The 18,163-nt window shown below is 48.8% G+C and carries 19 protein-coding genes; 2 read left to right on the forward strand and 17 right to left on the reverse strand.

Annotated elements, in window-relative coordinates; genetic code table 11:
* Positions 1–19 precede the first annotated feature (19 nt).
* Both FYJ39_RS09725 and FYJ39_RS09730 read left to right on the forward strand, forming a co-directional pair.
* Positions 20–871: a tyrosine-type recombinase/integrase gene (locus FYJ39_RS09725; protein ID WP_154472270.1), complete on the forward strand. Its 852-nt coding sequence runs from the start codon at positions 20–22 to the stop codon at positions 869–871.
* Positions 872–993: 122 nt separating this feature from the next.
* Positions 994–2,130 carry a putative ABC transporter permease gene (locus FYJ39_RS09730; RefSeq protein ID WP_154472271.1) on the forward strand — a complete coding sequence of 379 codons (1,137 nt, stop codon included), beginning with the start codon at positions 994–996 and terminating at the stop codon, positions 2,128–2,130.
* A 31-nt stretch (positions 2,131–2,161) separates the two neighbouring features.
* Here FYJ39_RS09730 and FYJ39_RS09735 read toward each other — a convergent pair whose 3' ends face one another.
* The 17 genes from FYJ39_RS09735 to FYJ39_RS09810 all read right to left on the reverse strand — a co-directional run bounded on the left by FYJ39_RS09735 (position 2,162) and on the right by FYJ39_RS09810 (position 18,124).
* A complete protein-coding gene (locus FYJ39_RS09735) occupies positions 2,162–2,713 on the reverse strand; it encodes an IbrB-like domain-containing protein (RefSeq protein ID WP_154472272.1) in 552 nt (183 codons plus the stop codon).
* Positions 2,703–4,022: a phosphoadenosine phosphosulfate reductase gene (locus FYJ39_RS09740; protein ID WP_154472273.1), complete on the reverse strand. Its 1,320-nt coding sequence runs from the start codon at positions 4,020–4,022 to the stop codon at positions 2,703–2,705. Before FYJ39_RS09740 ends, FYJ39_RS09735 begins: the two co-directional genes overlap by 11 nt.
* A 97-nt stretch (positions 4,023–4,119) precedes the next feature.
* Positions 4,120–5,856, reverse strand: coding sequence for a phospho-sugar mutase (locus tag FYJ39_RS09745; RefSeq protein ID WP_154472274.1), 1,737 nt, complete (start codon positions 5,854–5,856; stop codon positions 4,120–4,122).
* Positions 5,857–5,963: 107 nt separating this feature from the next.
* Positions 5,964–7,022: a protein kinase family protein gene (locus tag FYJ39_RS09750; protein WP_154472275.1), complete on the reverse strand. Its 1,059-nt coding sequence runs from the start codon at positions 7,020–7,022 to the stop codon at positions 5,964–5,966.
* A gap of 234 nt (positions 7,023–7,256) precedes the next feature.
* Complete coding sequence (locus FYJ39_RS09755; protein ID WP_353847357.1) at positions 7,257–7,766, reverse strand: tRNA (cytidine(34)-2'-O)-methyltransferase; 510 nt, start codon at positions 7,764–7,766, stop codon at positions 7,257–7,259.
* A 9-nt stretch (positions 7,767–7,775) separates the two neighbouring features.
* Positions 7,776–8,945: an aminotransferase class I/II-fold pyridoxal phosphate-dependent enzyme gene (locus FYJ39_RS09760; protein ID WP_154472277.1), complete on the reverse strand. Its 1,170-nt coding sequence runs from the start codon at positions 8,943–8,945 to the stop codon at positions 7,776–7,778.
* Positions 8,942–9,424: an Lrp/AsnC family transcriptional regulator gene (locus tag FYJ39_RS09765; protein ID WP_154472278.1), complete on the reverse strand. Its 483-nt coding sequence runs from the start codon at positions 9,422–9,424 to the stop codon at positions 8,942–8,944. Before FYJ39_RS09765 ends, FYJ39_RS09760 begins: the two co-directional genes overlap by 4 nt.
* A gap of 45 nt (positions 9,425–9,469) precedes the next feature.
* The gene (locus FYJ39_RS09770; RefSeq protein WP_154472279.1) at positions 9,470–10,078 is read right to left on the reverse strand and encodes an AIR synthase; all 609 of its coding nucleotides are present in this window, start codon (positions 10,076–10,078) and stop codon (positions 9,470–9,472) included.
* On the reverse strand, positions 10,075–11,643 hold the full coding sequence (locus tag FYJ39_RS09775; RefSeq protein WP_154472280.1) for a VanW family protein: 1,569 nt from the start codon (positions 11,641–11,643) through the stop codon (positions 10,075–10,077). The genes FYJ39_RS09770 and FYJ39_RS09775 overlap by 4 nt, the downstream gene beginning before the upstream one ends.
* Positions 11,644–11,848: 205 nt before the next feature.
* Complete coding sequence (locus FYJ39_RS09780) at positions 11,849–12,562, reverse strand: 3'-5' exonuclease (protein ID WP_353847354.1); 714 nt, start codon at positions 12,560–12,562, stop codon at positions 11,849–11,851.
* 100 nt (positions 12,563–12,662) lie between these two features.
* Complete coding sequence (gene nth / locus FYJ39_RS09785) at positions 12,663–13,337, reverse strand: endonuclease III (RefSeq protein ID WP_154472281.1); 675 nt, start codon at positions 13,335–13,337, stop codon at positions 12,663–12,665.
* Between the two features lie 219 nt (positions 13,338–13,556).
* Entirely contained in the window at positions 13,557–14,048 is a 492-nt protein-coding gene (locus tag FYJ39_RS09790) for a deoxycytidylate deaminase (protein ID WP_154472282.1), read from the reverse strand.
* Between the two features lie 194 nt (positions 14,049–14,242).
* Positions 14,243–15,337, reverse strand: a complete 1,095-nt coding sequence (locus FYJ39_RS09795; RefSeq protein ID WP_154472283.1) for an L-threonylcarbamoyladenylate synthase — start codon at positions 15,335–15,337, stop codon at positions 14,243–14,245.
* A gap of 167 nt (positions 15,338–15,504) precedes the next feature.
* Entirely contained in the window at positions 15,505–16,326 is an 822-nt protein-coding gene (locus tag FYJ39_RS09800; RefSeq protein WP_154472284.1) for a 4Fe-4S binding protein, read from the reverse strand.
* Positions 16,327–16,339: 13 nt separating this feature from the next.
* Positions 16,340–16,489: a CD1871A family CXXC motif-containing protein gene (locus tag FYJ39_RS20485; RefSeq protein WP_178258242.1), complete on the reverse strand. Its 150-nt coding sequence runs from the start codon at positions 16,487–16,489 to the stop codon at positions 16,340–16,342.
* Positions 16,490–16,546: 57 nt separating this feature from the next.
* Positions 16,547–17,203 carry a TlpA family protein disulfide reductase gene (locus FYJ39_RS09805; protein ID WP_154472285.1) on the reverse strand — a complete coding sequence of 219 codons (657 nt, stop codon included), beginning with the start codon at positions 17,201–17,203 and terminating at the stop codon, positions 16,547–16,549.
* Positions 17,204–17,440: 237 nt separating this feature from the next.
* Positions 17,441–18,124: a V-type ATP synthase subunit D gene (locus FYJ39_RS09810; RefSeq protein WP_154472286.1), complete on the reverse strand. Its 684-nt coding sequence runs from the start codon at positions 18,122–18,124 to the stop codon at positions 17,441–17,443.
* Positions 18,125–18,163 lie beyond the last annotated feature (39 nt).

The raw sequence follows: 18,163 nt of genomic DNA on the forward strand, positions 1-18,163 counted from the left end.
CTTTAAAGGACGTGAATATATGGAACATCCAAAGGAACCTGAATTTCCAGCACAGGAAAATTTTAATTATTATCTTAGAAAACGGGAGGCCTCTCCAAAGACCATTGCAAGCTGTATGACTGCCTGCCGGCTTTTTTTCAGCCTGTTTCCCCAGACAGATCTGCCCAATCTGAAGGAATTCAAAAGATATTTACTGAAAACTTACAAACCTTCTACTGTAAATAATCGGATTTATGGAATCAACTGCTATCTTGACAGTCTGAATTTGCCGGCTGAGGATCCCTTATGCAATTTCCGGCTGTCTACCGTGAAGGAGCAACAGGCTCCTTTTCTGGATAATGTGATTTCCCAGGAGGATTATCAAAGGATGAAAGAAGGGCTAAAGAGGGACGGTAATATGCTCTGGTATTTTGTGGTGCGTTTTCTGGCCGCCACGGGAGTCAGAGTCAGTGAACTTCTACAGATTAAAATGGAACATTTGACGCTTGAGTATATGGATCTTTACTCAAAAGGGGGAAAGATCCGAAGAATCTATTTTCCAAAAATTTTATGCAGGGAAGCAATGGAATGGTTTCATCTTCAGGGCGTCAAAACTGGCTTTCTCTTTCTAAACCGCCGGGGAAAACCCCTTACTCCCAGAGGGGTTGGCAGCCAGCTAAAAGCCTTCGCGCTTCGCTACGGAGTCTCTCCGGAGACAGTCTATCCCCACTCCTTCCGCCATCGGTTTGCCAAAAATTTTCTTGGCAAATTTGATGACATCTCCCTGCTGGCAGACCTGATGGGACACGACAGCATTGAGACCACCCGAATTTATCTTAACCGTACATCCAATGAACAGAGGGAGCTGATTGATAAAATTGTTACCTGGTAAACTGACCCAGATCCACAGATTGCTTTTTTAGAAAAAACCCGTTATCATATAGGTAGTATTTTCGCCGTGCTTCATGAGGGGATGCCATTACAAAAACGCCGGCAGACAAAGGAGGATTATTTATGTATGAATATACTTGTTATCAATGGCTGATGTTCTTCTTTTTGTACTGCTTGTTCGGATGGATCTTTGAGTCCACCTATGTGTCTGTGAAAACCCGGCACCTGGTAAACCGTGGATTTCTAAGACTTCCCATGCTTCCCCTCTACGGTACAGGGGCCGTGATGATGCTTTGGGTGTCCCTTCCGTTTAAGGAGCATCTGGGGATGGTCTATCTCTCAGGCGTAGCTGCCGCTACCCTTCTTGAGTATGTAACAGGCTGGGGGATGGAACGGCTTTTTAAGATGAAATACTGGGATTACAGCAGCCAGCGGTTCAATCTGAAGGGATATATCTGCCTCTCCTCCTCCATCACCTGGGGGTTTCTTACAATTCTTTTGACAGAAGTAATACACCCACCCATTGCGCGGTATGTTATGGGACTTCCTTCGATGGTAGCGATTACAGTTGTAGCTGTAATCTCCATTCTCTTTGTGGCAGACACAATCCGGTCAGTTAAGGCAGCCCTGGATCTGGCAAAGGTTCTGGATGCCATGACGAAAATGAAGGCAGAACTAGACGATATCCAGGTGCAAATGGCTTTGCTGAAGGCAGATGCCGGCCAACGAATCTTGGAAGCCAAGGAGGATGCTGTTCAACGTCTGGACACAATGAAGTTGGACGCTGCCCTCCATGCCGCAGCCTTTAAAGAGGATGCGGCCGGGCGTTTATCTGCCATGGTAGAATCTACCGTAGAGAAAGTGGGCGTTATAGTAGAGGGAACTGCTCAGAAAGTAGGCACTCTGGTAGAAGATACAGCGGATAAGGTGACAAAGACAGCGGAGCGGCTGTCAGAGCTTACAGAGGATGCCGCAGCCAGGATGAGCCTCACCTTAAGCCAGCAGTCTGCCCTCCAGAAGGACAGATATGAACGTTCTGACACTGCCCCCAGTCAGTCTGCGAAAAATCACAAAGACAGGCTGGCCGCTCTTACCAGACGGTTGACTGCCCTTACGGCAAAGCGTCATGCCCTCACTACCTCTATGAGCTATCACCTCAAAAGCCTCCTTAAAGGAAATCCCACCGCATCCTCCCCACGCTTTTCCGAAGCTTTAAGAGAGCTGCGGGAAATTGCGGAAAAGAAAAAGAAGGAGCTTTAAAAAGAATCAGGATGTTTTCGCGCCGCAGGGGCTACTTCTCATTATTCTCGTTCATATCCTCCTCAACCGGACGCCAGGCCTGTCCGAACTTTACATCACGAAACAAAGCGGCCAGGCCGGTAATCTGCTTCAACCGCAAAATCTCATCTCTATCCATGCCCAAATGCGCGGCAATCCAGGTATCGGAGCGGCCCAACTCATGAAGCTCCTTTATAATGTTGCTCATCAGATCTACATTATGGGAACCTCTGGCTCGGTTGTGGCGTACGGTGCTGGCCATTCGGTTGGAAAGTCCCTTATCAATAACCGAAACCGGAAGCAACCCCTTCTCTCTTTCATAAATATCCGAATACTCCTTCATTACACGCCAACGGTGGAAGCCATCCACAATGATATACAAATCCTGCTTTTTCGCATGATAGCAAACGATGGGCATTGTATAGCCATCCTCCTTAATACTGTCATACAGCAGCCTCATCTCAGGAGGCGCCACACTGTTAGGGTTATATGTATTGGGCACGATCTTCTCAAAAGGTACAGCAATAATATTGTATACCGGACTTTTATAGTTCTCATTTCCCATTCAGCATCCCTCCGTACTTTCGTTTGAACATGTCGACTCGCTTCTGCTCCTGACGGGACAGGCCAAATCCCATAAAGCGGCAGGTATGATCGTTTTTCAAAATGCAGCAGCACATCCGTTTCCAGCTTGGGATATCCTTTGTGCTTTTAATGTCATCTGTTTGATCCGGGATATCCCCTATAAAAATCACACGGGATTTTTTATCCAGCGTATAGTTGGAAACTCCATTCCTTCGAATCTGATAGCCACGTTCCTCCAGCTCCCGGATGGTTTCCTCCGACAGTCCTCCTCCCGTCTCATGCCAGAATTGTATAGAGGTCTTAAACTTTTTCACATAGTTATTCCGAAGCCGCCGCGGCAGTGTATCTAACAGAAATTTGGTATAGGACTGCCAGGTATGACCCTCAGGCAGTGTAATTTTCCGATACCCCATCGCTTTCGTCCGGCCATAGATAGCTCCAAAGTTGGCTCCCTGGACCCGTCCCACCAGCTTTACCCAGATTTCCGGATCAATCACACGGTACAGGTTCAGAGCATCCTTGGAGTAATCATTAAAAGGGGAAGCCACCCGCATCTGATCCGGCTTCAGCCCGGCTTTATAGTAGAGATCATACAGCTCATTGTAATCGTAATCAAACTTGTAGTTTGCTGCCCATATATCACTGTTGGACCAGTCATAGATGGGGGAGGCGCACCAGACATCCTTAAACTGTCTGGAAATCCAGCATTCATCCTTGTAACCGTATTTCTTATTTAAAAAGGCGCTGTAGCGCTGCAGGGATTCATCCGCACGGATACCAAGCAAACATACTGTTTTACCGCCTCCGCTCTGCTCTTTATAGAACCTTCCAAACTGTTTTGCCAGATCCTCCTGCCTCATTCGATACTTATAATGATTAAAGGGCTTCTCTATATTAATCACATACGGATAAGCCGGCATTGGCCGCACCCAAAGCTCCTGCTTACGGTCATCCCATGGATACCAGAACATCTCGTAGCTTGAAAGCGCGGTGCGCGTTGCCATGGGCAGGCATACCCAGAACGGATTAATCTCAGGCAGCAGCCGCTCAAAGGTGCGTATGACATACTCGGTTGTCACCGTGTACTGTGCCTCAAAGTCCTGGTGAAACACACCAACTGTCCGTTCTGGATAATGGATCCTTTTATAATCCATCAGCATATTCAAAAGAAGTCCGCTATCCTTTCCTCCACTGAAGGAGACATAGATGTTCTTAAATTCGCTGAACAGAAATTCAAAGCGTTTCTGGGTTGCCTCATATACCGTTGTTTTTAGATACTCCCTTCTCATTTTATTCATCTCCTGAATTTTCTCTTTAGCAGGTATTTCTTTCTTATATCTCTGAAGCCGGCCGTCCTTCGAACAGAGGCTTTTAAAGGACTCCGCATTAAAGCATCCTATCTACCATCTCCATCACTGCCGCTCCCAGAGCCTCCGCCTTGGCATCCGCGTCTTCTATGGAGCTTCCCTTAATGCCGTAGTAGAATTTAATCTTAGGCTCCGTCCCAGATGGCCTGACGCAGATCCATGCCCCGCCCTCCAAATCGTAGTAGAGAACATTGGAGGAAGGCAGACCCGTGGTTGTTTCCTCCCCTGTAGCCATGTCCTTAATGGTGTCTCTCTTGTAGTCTCTGGCAGACACTACCTGATAGCCGCCTACCTCCGTTGGGACATTGCTACGCAGAGTTTCCATTATGGATTGAATCTTTGCCAGCCCCTCAATTCCAGATAAACCAATGGACTTCACTGCATCTTTGTAATAGCCATACTTATCATACATAGCTACCATGGCATCCCACAGGGTCATGCCCTTCTGCTTATAGTAGGCGGCTGCCTCACAGAGGGCTGCCGTCGCCGAGATGGCGTCCTTATCTCTTGCATAAGTGCCGATTAAGCAGCCATAGCTCTCCTCCATACCGAACAGATAAGAGCCGCGTCCTGTTTCCTCATTCTTAAGAATCTGCTTTCCTATCCACTTAAAGCCTGTCAGCACCTCTATAAGCTCACAGCCGTACTCCGCCGCCACTGCGTCAATCAGATTCGTGGTAACGATTGACTTTATAACCTGTCCATCCCCAGGAATTTTTCCTGCCTCCTTCTTCTGGCTCAATACATACTCACACAAAAGAGAGCCGGACATATTGCCTGTGAGAGGAATATACTCTCCTGACCCGGCATCCTTCACGTATACGCCCAGGCGATCCGCATCCGGATCGGTTGCCAGCACCAGATCCGCGCCCTTTTCTCTGGCCAGCTTAAGCCCCAGCTCAAAGGCTTCCTCGGCCTCAGGATTGGGATAGCTTACGGTTGGAAAGTTCCCGTCTGGAAGTTCCTGCTCAGGCACTACATATACATGGGTAAAGCCAATTTCCTTCATCACTCTTCTGGCAGGAATATTGCCTGTTCCGTGAAGCGGCGTGTATACAATGGTGATCTGATCCTGCATCCTGTCAATGGCCCTCTGGTTCACCACCTGGGCTTTCACCTGAGCTATGTATTTGTCGTCTATTTCCTTTCCTATCACCTGATACTTGCCGGCAGCGACGGCAGACGCTTCATCTGTAGTCTTTACTTTGGACAAATCCTCAATAGCCAGAACCTCCTGGGTTACGCCCTGGTCATGAGGGGGCGTAAATTGTGCGCCATCCTCCCAATATACCTTGTAGCCGTTGTATTCCGGCGGATTATGACTGGCTGTGATATTGATTCCCGCAATGCATCCCAGCTCCCTCACTGCGTAGGACAGCTCCGGAGTAGGACGCAGAGACTCAAACTTGTAGGCCTTGATGCCGTTAGCCGCCAGGGTCATAGCTGCTTCCATAGCAAATTCCGGTGACATACGGCGGGAATCATATGCAATAGCCACACCTTTGTCTGCCCCGCCCTGCTTGATAATATAATTGGCAAGTCCCTGGGTGGCACGTCTTACCACATAAATATTCATACGGTTGATGCCGGCTCCAATTACGCCGCGCAGGCCCGCAGTGCCAAATTCCAGGTCCATGTAAAACCGTTCTTTAATGGCATTCTCATCCCCCTCAATGGCGCGAAGCTCTGCTTTTGTATCCTCATCAAAATAAGGATTCGTCAACCATTCCTGGTAAATTTTCATATAATCTTTCATCCTATACTCCCTTCTGCATACTATATTATCTTGTTAAGATTATACTATAGGAAGGGACAAAAAGAAAGTGCAACCCGTCAATCTTTTTCTCATTCAGCAGGACAGGGCTATGCCTGACAGTTGCTCCACAGCCGTTTCAGAAATCGGTTCCGCTCCGGCTGCTGGCCTTCCAGATTCTGGAGTTTTTCAATATTGCGGCCAGGAATCCAAGCCTTGTTGGTATTATAGTAAAAATTCAGCTGCTTCCAATATTTCTCAGGATACAAAAACAGGTAGTAAAGGCAGGCACGCTCTTTTTTACTCATAGGCATTACACGCTCATAAGCGTCCAGCATGGAAAGGCCCAGATCAATGTTCCAGTCCTGTTTTTCCATGACCTTGCGCATAAAGCGGTACAAATCAGAGGCCTGGATACCCAGATGCATCCGGTTGTACTCGATGATGGCAGTATAATTATTTCCCGTAAGCACATGATGCTGGTCCAGGTCTCCGTGGCATAGATACAGAGGCTTTGCCTCTCCCGGCTTCCTTAGCCGGCGCACCTCTGCCGCTTCCAGCTCATCACAGCAGCCAGGGGCAGGCTCCTCCTGATTCCATAAGCCTTTGAGACCCTCAACTGCTTCCAGGGCCTGGGTGTAGAACATATCGTAATTCCCTATAACGCACAGCTCAAACTCTGATTTACCCCGCTTGCTCCTGACGTAGTTTCTGGCCCGCTGCAGCTCCCGGTTATGGCGCTCCAGCTCGTTTTCCAGAGGCTCCGAAAGGGTGGAACCCATATTCCAGACTTCCTTAAAGGAAATGCGACGCAGCTGGCTATGGAGCATTCCCAAGCGTGACAATGCCTGCCGGATTTCAAAACCATCCTTTATGTTGCACTCCCGATCCGTAAACCATTCCTTTAGTATGTAGCGTGTTCCGTCTCCTGTTATGGATAAAAGGCTTCCCTCGTTATTCCTAATATACTGGTCTACCCTCAGACTTTCCCCGGCAGCAAGCGTTCCCAACACCTCGTCCTCAAATTCCAGACGCTTTACAGTTCCACGATATTCCTTTAATAGCCGGCAGCCACTTCGGGTCTCGCAAATCCACGAGCCGCGGCCCTTTCTTACAGATAGTACCTCCATGTCATATTGCTCTAAGGCTTCCACGTACTTCTCGTTCATTTACAACCCCTCCACACTTTGGCGCAGCAGTCCCCTTATCTCCCGGAAACAGCCGCACTGACTCCCATTCATTTAGTCGAAACGGGAAGCTGCCGTTTCAGCTACTTCTAGGGTATGTAAAGAATTGGTTATTTATGACAGAAAACCAGAGTGATAAGGAGCACCTGTGGAAGCTAAAAAAAGCCCGGCCCTGCTATGCTATAAAGCAACAGCAAAAACCGGGACATACGCAGCTTAGCTTTCCCTGCTCTTCCATTGAAGGCGGTGCAACTCCCCCTCCAGCTCCATTTTTTCAAATCCCTGCTGCCTTAAGGCTTCATAAAGGACAATGGATACGGAGTTAGAAAGGTTCAGGGAGCGGATCTCTCCCCACATGGGGATTCGAATGCAGCGATCTTCATTTTCTATCAGAAGCTCTTCCGGAATTCCGCCGCTCTCCTTGCCGAACATAAGATAACAGTCCGGCTCATAAGCAACGTCAGAGTACACCCTGTGGGCTTTGGTAGTGGCAAAATACAGCTTATTAAGGGCCTTTGGGTTCTTATCCAGAAAATCCTGGTAATCGCTGTACACCGTCACATCCAACTTCTCCCAATAATCCAGGCCTGCCCTGCGAAGAGCCTTCTCATTCAACTTAAAGCCCAAAGGTTCAATGAGATGAAGCCTGGTTCCTGTGGCCGCGCAGGTTCGGCCGATATTTCCTGTATTGGCCGGCATTTCAGGTTCCAGGAGCACAATGTTCATCATACCATCCTACACCTTCCCGTCCAGCTTATCTACAAACCGTCTGATACGGCCCAACGCCTCCTTTAAGCTCTCCAGGGAGTAGGCGTAGGAAATCCTCACAAAGCCCTCTCCGCAGTCGCCAAAGGCAGTTCCCGGTACAACTGCTACCTTTTCCTTCTTTAAAAGCTCTGTAGCAAATTCCTCGGAGGTCATACCAAACCGCTTGATGTTAGGGAAGGTGTAAAATGCGCCCATCGGCTCAAAGCAGTCCACTCCCATCTCTTTAAAGGAATTAAGAAGGAAACGGCGCCGCTGATTATAGGACTCCCGCATCATAGCCACATCCCCATCTCCATTCTTCAAAGCAGACACAGCCGCATACTGGCTGGTGGTGGGCGCGCACATGATAGCATACTGGTGGATCTTTAACATCTGCTCCAAAATAACCTTGGGAGCTGCCGCATAGCCCAGCCGCCAGCCAGTCATAGCGTAGGATTTGGAAAAGCCGTTAATAAGTACGGTTCTCTCCTTCATCCCCGGAATCGCCGCAATCGTGGCATGCTGATCCTTATATGTAAGCTCAGAATAGATTTCATCAGAGATAACAAAAAGATCCTTCTCTATAACAATTTTAGCAATTTCCTCCAAACGCTCCTTCTCCATAATGGCTCCGGTAGGATTGTTGGGGAAAGGCAGAACCAGAAGCTTCGTCCTTTCCGTAATCTTCTCCAGCAGCTTCTTAGGGGTAAGCTTAAATTCGTCCTTCTCCTCCAGCTCAATCACCACCGGAACTCCGTCTGCTAAGGCTACGCAGGGTACATAGGAAACATAGCTGGGCTGAGGCACCAGCACCTCATCTCCTTCATTCAACATGGCCCGCATGGCAATATCAATGGCCTCGCTGCCACCTACTGTCACCAGCACCTCCTGCTCCGGATCATAAGACACATCACATCTGCGCTTTAAATACCTGCAAATTTCCTCCTTTAACGGCTTAAGGCCCGCATTGGAGGTATAAAAGGTGCGCCCCTTTTCCAGAGAATAAATTCCCTCCTCCCGGATATGCCAGGGAGTTTCAAAGTCTGGCTCGCCTACTCCAAGGGATATGGCGTCCTTCATCTCACTTACAATGTCAAAGAACTTGCGGATTCCAGAAAATGGAATATTTACAATTTTATCTGAAACTGGATTTCTCATAGGGTAATCAGCATCCTTTCATCCTGCATCGGCCCGCTAATAATGGTGCCGTGATCCTTGTATTTTTTCAATACGAAATGGGTTGCGGTACTCAGCACAGATTCCATAGGAGCCAGATGATCGGATACGAACTGCGCTACTTGGCGCATGGTTTTTCCCTCCAGAAATACGGTAAAGTCATAAGCTCCACTCATAAGATATACTGCCTCCACCTCGCTGTACTGGTAGATGCGCTCTGCAATCTTGTCAAAGCCCATGCCTCTTTGGGGAGTTACCTTCACCTCAATCAAAGCCACTACTTTCTCATCACTGGTATTGTCCCAGTTAATGAGCGTATGATAGCCGCAGATAATATGCTCCTTCTCCATCTGTGCAATTTCATTGGCTACCGCCACTTCACTTTCCCCCAGCAAAGCAGCCAGATCCTTAAGGTCAATTCTGCTGTTCTTCTCAATTACTGCCAGAATCTTCTCTCTCATGTTTTCCTTCCTCCAACCTTTATTCCATTCATAATCTCATATACACTAGGAAGCAACCGAAATCCCCAGCCTTAACAGCTCATCCGGCTGCGGCCGCTCTAAAAACCCGATGGTTTCCCCGCCATGGCGTATCTGCCTTGCAATACCCTCTGTAACGCAGCCCACTACCTCCGCCGGTATTCCTTCTCTGCGAAGGCGTCTTACCAGAGCTCCTCCACCCTCTGCCGCCATCAGAAGGCAGTTACCGCTGTAGAGACGGTAGGGATTCAGTCCAAAAAGCTCACAGAACTCCACCGTAATCTGCTTGACAGGAAAAAGCCGCAACTCCACATCAATTCCTGCATGAAACACACCCGGCAAATTCCAAAGGGCAGCAAACACGCCGCCCTCTCCTGCAAATTTATAAGCGGTAACAGGGCTGTTTCCTGCCTCCAACTCATGCTTCATCCATTGTTCTGTGGAAAAACGCTCTCCTTCTTCCAGGCTGCGCAGAAATCCCGGAGCAAAATGCTTCCCCAAAATCTCTCTCTTCCTTTCTCCTATCAAAAGAGTGCCGGAAAATCCGGTGTAGCCTGCCATCACCAGCTCCTGGCCTGGTTTCATGAAGCCATCCCCTAATCCGAATCCGTCCTTTCCCTGTACTGTATTCCTCATCCCGGCGAAGACGCCTCTGGAACAGGAGTAATTTCAGCTGCTGGCGCAGGGGATGGGGAAGGCGCTGGCTCTTCCGGAGCAAGAAAGGGAGCTGGCTCTGCAGGCACCGGGGAGGGAGCTGGCTCTGTCACACCAGGGCCTCCCTCTATACCGGTTACAGGAGCTGACTCTGGGGGTACTGTCTCTGTGGGCGCCGGAATCGTTGGATCCGGCAGCACCACTGCCGGAAGGGCGGGCCCCACACGGTAGATGGCCTTGGAGGCATTATAGCTGTCTGTGGAAAGCAGGGTTCTCTCCTTCTCCACCCCATCTACCGTAACGACCTTCCAGAGCCTGGATCGAAGCCCTGTGTGGGAGGACTGTACCTTCACCTGCTGTCCCGGAGCAAGGCTGTTGTCTACAATCAGCTGCGGCTCTCCCGGACTTGTAGTACCCAGAGTCTCGGAAACATATTCTACCTTCCGGTTTGCAGGGCGGGTTTCCTTTCCATAGATGGTAAAGGTAAGCTTTCGGTTTGCTGTATATCCCTCTACATAGATGGGAGTACTATAGTTATTTTTTATTTTGATGTCCTTATAGGTGCCTGCGATGGCTGCATCCCTGGAGGGTTTTACATAGGTCACTATCATCGAGTGATTCTGTCTCTGCACAATCTCCACCTCTGCTTCCAGAGCTGCATTATACAGAGTGGTAGCTATCTGACATACACCGCCTCCGATGCTGTCTACCACCTGCCCGTTTTCGTAAGCCGCAGCAGTCTTATAGCCGTTTGCGTTGGTAAAGGGCTGAAGGCACTGGTAGCCTGAGAGCACCTCTCCCGGCATAAGCACATGGCCATTAATTTTCTCCGCTCCGACCGACAGATTGGTAGAACGGGCTGAACCGCTGCTGCTAAAATCTGTGGTAAAGGTTCCCAGTACATCGGTAATCGTGGACAAATCCTCTTTGGTAATGGCAGGCTCCTGCTCCTTAATCTGAGCTGTTACCTGGACTGGTTCCTTCAGGCCCCCGGCCAGAGCTTCATTCAATGCCGCTTCTGTGGCTGCCACATCAACGGTTCTGCCTGCCACAGAATCTGTGATTATAAATTTCCCATCTACCCTGGAGATGGCGGCATCCTGAGGCTCTGCCGTCATGCCCTGACACTGGGTATCCACAAAATCCTTCACCCTAGCAGAATCCACCTCTGTATCCAGTTCCAGCTCCACCGGAGCGGACGCCAGTTTTTTTTCTGTCTTATATTGCTGAATCAGGCTGCCCCCAGCATACTGGCGGACTGCTTCATCTACTGCTTCCGTATTTTTCAAATGAAAGCCCAGATCCCCTGCTGTAGTTTCCACATTATGGCCGTCTATGATCAAGGTAATGCTCTGGCCTGACATTTCATCAACATACTCTCCGATTGCTGCTCTGGCCTCCTCTGCCGTCATGCCTTCCAGGCTTTGGCCCCCCACGCTGATTCCTTCCGGCAGCACAGGCGCTGCCATGGCAATCACTGGAGAGGCCGCCCACAGTCCCATACTGATAAGGGCTGTCAGACCAGCTTTCTCCACTAATTTTTTCATATCTGCTCCTCTCCCGGCTAAACTGCTAATACGTCAACATACTAAGAGCCATAGGCACTATCATAGCCAGAATCAGAACTATAACGATTATAGTTGAGATAATTTTTTTAGTTTTTGGATTCCTCATATCGAACATTGTACATTCACCTCTTTATTATAATATGCCTCAGATTTTCTTCTTTAGCCACAAGTTTTCAGATTATTATTATGACAACCTTCCATACTGAGAGATAATCTTGTCAATCATCCGCGAAGCTTCACTACGGCTCATTGCATCTACCTGCACAGTTATGTCTATTTTATGACATTTTGCCAAATCACGCAAGTAGTCTTTTTGCCTTTTTGTGGCTGGCTGTTGTCTTTTTGCTTTGTAAATCAAAGGTTTTGCGGCAAACAGCTCCGGCTTATCCCCAGAGTGGAGCCCTTTCAGCTTTTGATACAGCTGGTGAGACGCCTCTGCGTCTGACTCTGCCCTGTGGGCTGCAGACAGGGGAATCTCATAAAAGGCGCAGGCGCTGCTTAAATTTCTCTTGGCATCCCCAGGCATAAAGAGCCTGCACAGAGCCAGCGTATCAATTCCTTCCTTTTCAAATATCAGCCGGCTGTTAACCGCCGCCCGTTTCAAAAAGCCATAATCAAAGATAATATGGTGTCCCAACAGGGGTAAATCCCCGCAGAAATCAATTACTGCTTCGATTATATCTCCAATATCCGGGGCATCCGCAAGCATTTCATCCGTAATCCCCGTAAGCTCTGTAATCCTCTCCTCAAGCTTCCTCTTAGGATTTACAAGCGTAACCAGCCGGTCGGTAATCACTCCCTGGATAACCTTTAAAGCGGCAATCTCCGTTATTTTTTCCAGCTTAGCCTCCAGCCCGGTGGTTTCCAAATCAATGGCTATGTATGAATCAATCATCATTTCCTCTTTTCTTTTTCTGTCTGTGAATATTAAAAACTCTGTCTTGCCAGTACAGCGCCTGCCGTCTGACCTCTGGCAGAACAGAAGCTTAAAACCAGCCCTATGCCTCTCTGCCCGGACAATTCTCCTTTAAAAAGCATATATCACACTTCGGCCTGCGGGCAACGCAGATGGTACGGCCCAGGGTGATGATATGTATATTCCACAAAATCCAATGATCCCTGGGCAGAACCTTCATAAGGTCATATTCAATTTTCTCGGGAGCCGTTTCTTTTGTAAGCCCCAGCTTCCGAGATATCCTCTTAACATGGGTGTCTACTACAATACTTGGCTCATTGTAAATATTGCCGCGGATTACATTGGCCGTTTTGCGGCCCACCCCAGCCAGAGAGGTAAGCTCCTCTATTGTCTCCGGCACCCGGCCCTGGTATTTCTCTACCAGATCCCTGCAGCAGGCGATAATATTCTTCGCTTTCATATGGTAGAAGCCTGTTGAATGGATATCCTTCTCCAGCTCCTTTAGGCTGGCCTCCGCAAAGGCCTTAAGGCTATCATATTTTTTAAAAAGACGTTCCGTTACAATATTCACCCTTGCATCAGTGCACTGGGCGCTCATAATCACAGCGATAAGAAGCTGCCAGGGAGTCTCATGATTCAGATAGCATCTGTACTCCCTGCCATACTCTCTATCCAGAGCCTCCAGAATGCGCCCCACGCGGGCCGCCTGCTCAGCCTTTGTCTCCCTCCGCCTGCTGCTGGTTTTTTTATCCGTCATGTATTTATTCCTCTCTATTGTTATCTGTATTTCAGAATATCAGCATCTCTCCCAGAAGGCAGCTCCTTCTTAAAGCTATTCGGTCTATCTTCTTCCAGCTTTGTCCCCTCCCAGTCCGCTATACCTTCTGCTGCTCTGTCTTAACCAAAGCTCCAATTATACATGCCCGGATTGGAATCAATATTTGTTATTTACCGCTCCCATCCTGCGGTTCATGCTTTATACCTTTACCTCTATCGTGCGTCCCGTAGACTGATACTGGTAATATCGAACCCCAGCAGCGTTCAGCATCCGCTTAGAAGCCTTCACCTCCGGCGTATCTGCATACTTGTCCTCCATATAGATAAGTGTCTTAATTCCAGCCTGAATAATAGCCTTTGCGCATTCATTGCAGGGAAACAGCGTTACAAACAGCTTGCTTCCCTCCAGGCTTCCCCCTCTGTAATTAAGAATAGCATTTAATTCGCTGTGTGTGGAGTAGAAATATTTGGAATTATAGGGATCTTCCTTCTCATTCTCCTTCCCCCAGGGAAATTCATCATCCGAACATCCCACAGGAAATCCATTATATCCCATAGACAAAATTTTATTGTCCTCACTTACAATGCAGGCTCCCACCTGGGTACTTGGGTCCTTAGACCGCTTTCCCGCCAGCAGCGCCACTCCCATAAAATACTCATCCCAGGTTATATAATCCGTCCTCTTTGACATAGGCCGCACCTCCTTCTCAAACCATCTATTTACCTGTATTACTATCATAAAATAAAACAGCCGGAATTACAACCAGGCATTTAACCTTCTATGGCCTTTTATCATACCTTCGGCTGTATCCGGCGCTTATTCTGCCAGCGGAGGCTCTGCCGCTGGCCTCTGGCCGGGGTAGGGAGTTATGTAAATCCCAAAGCTCAGATACGCACAATGTTATATCCAGAAGCTTTGGAAAGGCGGTTCATGATAGCCTGCCCAAGGTGATCTTCAGCAAAGCTTTCAGAAAAAATATATTCAACCTGTAATTCATCAAACTCTCTCAGCACTGCATAAAGATTATGAGCCACCGATTCCTGGCTTTCTCTGGTTCCAATGCTGCGAATCAGCCCTTCCGAATAGCTGTGTCTGGACTCATCGGTACAGATAATCCCTACTCTGTGTCCTTCCTCCAGCCTTTTCTTTGCAAGGATTTGCACTTTATCTACCATGCGCTCCACCTGAGCCTTATCCATGACTGACGGACTACCGGGACTCTCCTTTGGCTCCACCAGGATTAAATCTGCCTTGGGAGCATAGTGCTTATACTTCATCCCCGGAGCCTTTGGTTTTACGTCAGCAGATACAGGCCCCAGTATAGCGGGATCCACCGTAATCTCCCCCAGCTCCTGGCGGAGCATTTCCATAGTGACAGCCCCGGGACGAAGTACAGCCGGCACAGGGGCAGATACATCCACGATGGTAGACTCCACCCCAATCCCCACCGCTCCGCTGTCAATGATCATGTCAATCCGTCCGTTCATATCCTGCCATACATGATCCGCAGTTGTGGGGCTTGGACGGCCGGATATATTGGCGCTGGGAGCCGCTACTGGCACTCCTGCCAGGGAGATAAGGCGGCTTGCCACAGGGTCATCCGGCATGCGGACAGCCACCGTATCCAGCCCTCCGGTGGTTCCGCTAGGCACTCTGTCGCTCTTGGGAAATATGATAGTTAAAGGGCCGGGCCAGAATGCCTTCATCAGCCTGAGCCCTGCTTCGGGAATCTCCTTTACCAACGGCTCCACCTCAGACTCGCAGGAAACATGGGCAATCAGGGGGTTATCGGAAGGACGGCCCTTGGCTGCGTAAATCTTCCCTGCCGCCCTCTCATCCAGGGCATTGCCCCCCAGACCGTAAACCGTCTCTGTGGGAAAGGCCACAAGGCCTCCCCTTCGAAGAATCTCTGCCGCTTCCAAAAGCTCCTCCTCTTTTACATTGTTTCTATCTTTAATTACAATTCTTTTTGTCTCCATGGCTTACCTCTAAATTATAGTGTGCACTTTATACAGTTTATTTTAATCTCTTTTTTCACATAGTTTTAGCTGCGTCACGGGCAGGATACTATAACAAAACTCCTGTACGGAAAGGCACACTCAGTTCTTTTTCCTGTACAGAAGTTTTACACTACATCTTTAACTGGCTATCTTGAAAAGGGGTTCTTCCAGCGGATGGCCCCCAAGCTGCATTCCTGTATACATTCTCCGCACTGAACACACTCCATGTCTCCTACCTTTTTTATATCCATTTTGCAGGCTTTTACACATCTCCCGCAATTCGTACATGCATTATCGTCCACAGCTACACCCAGTAACGCCACAGGCGCAAAAAGGGAATAAACCGCTCCCAATGGACATATAAAGCGGCAAAAGCTGCGGCAGATAAACACAGCGCTGAGGATAATCACAACCAGCACTCCGGCTTTCCAGGCAAACAAGGCTCCTGCCAGGCTGCCCAGGCTCTTATCCATCAAAACCAGAGGGAACCCTCCCTCCAGGGTTCCGGCAGGACAGATATATTTACAGAAGGCCGGGACTGGAAAACCAAGAGCCAGCTTATAAACCACAGGCAGTAATAACACAAAAACCAGCAGAATCAGATATTTCACCCTTGATAAGGCGCTGGTCAGCTTACTTTTCTCCAGCTTTGGCCCAGGTATCTTATAAATAAGCTCCTGGATAAAACCAAAGGGGCACAAAAAGCCGCAGACTATCCTGCCCAAAACTGCCCCAAATAGCAGCAGAACTCCTAATATGTAAAAGGGCAGCTTCCTGTCCATGGCTGCCAGAGAATTCTGCAATGTCCCCAGAGGGCAGGAGCCGATGGCACCAGGGCAGGAATAGCAGTTGAGTCCGGGCACACAGGTGCCTTTGAGCTTCCCCTTGTATATGCTTGCTTGTGCAAACCCCTTTAAGTTTAAATTATATAACAATGCAGCACTGAGCTGTATCAGCCGTCGTTTCATTTTTGTGTCCCCTTCATCCGATTCCGATACATTCCAGGCATACCCGGATGGCCTTGTTAAGAGTATCCCGGTATTCGCCCTGACACAGACCCAGAACCAGGAGCAAAGCACCAAAAGCCAGAAGGAATACGGCTATTTTATTCTGTTTAGCCAGCTGTCTCATATAAAATCCTTTTCTTCTCGCAGCACTCAGGACAGAACCCCAATACCGGGAGCCGTATTACAGTCCTAAGGCTTCTTTATACATTTCATACATGGTATCCGCATCGGAAGCGCCGGTGGAAATTTCCGTTACAATTCCTTCCTTATCCACTATAACCGTGTAGGGAATCCCATTGGTTGGATACAGGATAGATGTGGCATAAGCCTCGTCTAAAGCTACAGGGAAAGTGTAGCCGTTCTTTTTCACAAATTCCTTGACTGTTGCTGCATCCTCACCGCAGTTTACCGCAAGGATTTCGATCTTATCTCCAAAGTCCTTTTGGAGCCGCTCAAAGGCAGGCATCTCCCTGACACAGGGTCCGCACCAGGTAGCCCAGAAATTGATAATAACAGGCTTTCCCTGGAGGTTTGAAAGGGTAACTGAGGTTCCGTCTACCAGAAGCGTTGTAAAGTCCGGGGCCTGGCTGCCTATTTCCAAGGGCATCTCTCCCTGCATCTTAATGGCTGCATCCTCTTCTCCTTCTTTCTCAGACGGCCTTCCGGCTGCCTCCTGCACTTCAGCTTTTGCAGCTCCAGCCTCTTGTTTGGCCTCTGTAGCAGAAGAAGCTTTTTCTTCCTCCGTCTGAGCAGAGGATGCCTCCGTCCCGGTGGTATTCCCGCCGTTGCAGCCAGACAGGGCAAGAGCTAGGGCAAGTACCGCCAAATATTGTTTCATCTTAGTCTCCTCCTTATTCTGAATGGTATGTAGGTTACGTGTCACCGGCGCTTCGCCTGAGCCTTTGACCGATTCATGGAGCGGCTGCTTAATGCGCAGCCAGTATTATAAAAATCCCAGAGAATGGAATTCCTCTTTCTCTGGGATTTACTCTAACATATTTATTCTCTTCTGTCCACCCGGATAACCGGGGGTTTGATGAAAATTTTATTAAGCTTTCATGAAGAGACTAAAAGCCTATACCTCGTCTGCTGCCGAAATAATCTCCCTTTGGCTGTAGTGGTGAGCCTGCTCAAGCATCATATCCTTCACCTTCATAAGCCTTGTCTGGGAGCTTCTCTCATTTTCATCCAACTTCATTGTGATATAGCGGATGTTTTGCTGTGTCTGCGGGATCATTACATGCTCCAGCGCATTTACGCGGCGGCGGGTCTTCTCAATCTCCGCAGCCATTAGTTGGCAGGACTTCTCACACTCAGCAAGACGCAGCATATCAGGCAGAATATCCGCCAGGCTTTTTACAGCGTCGTCCAAATCGCTGGAGGTAAAAGCAAAGCCATAGGAATAGATGTCATTCGGGTCAGAGGTCCTGGTTCTGTACTTAAATACCGGAATCTCCACACTCATGACATTTCTGGTCTCTGCCTCCAGGTAAACCTCCTGCTTGGGAGCCATCAGCGCTACATTCAGCGCCTCGTCCGTCATGCCGGAACGGGCCAGCACGAAATTCTGGTTAGCCCCAGCGATGCCTGCCTCCACCTTCTCACGAAGGGCCTTGTTCTCCCGCACCAACTCCAGGAACTGACGCATTAATTCATCCCTCTTATCCTTTAAGAGCTTGTGTCCCCGGATAGCTGTGGCCAGCTTTTTCTTCAAGCGGGTCAGCTCCATACGGGTGGGATTTACATGCTTTGCACCCATGTTATGTCAACTTCCTTTCTGCCGGTCAGAGAAGGGATT

It is taken from the genome of Clostridium porci (assembly GCF_009696375.1).
Taxonomy (GTDB): Bacteria; Bacillota; Clostridia; order Lachnospirales; family Lachnospiraceae; genus Enterocloster; species Enterocloster porci.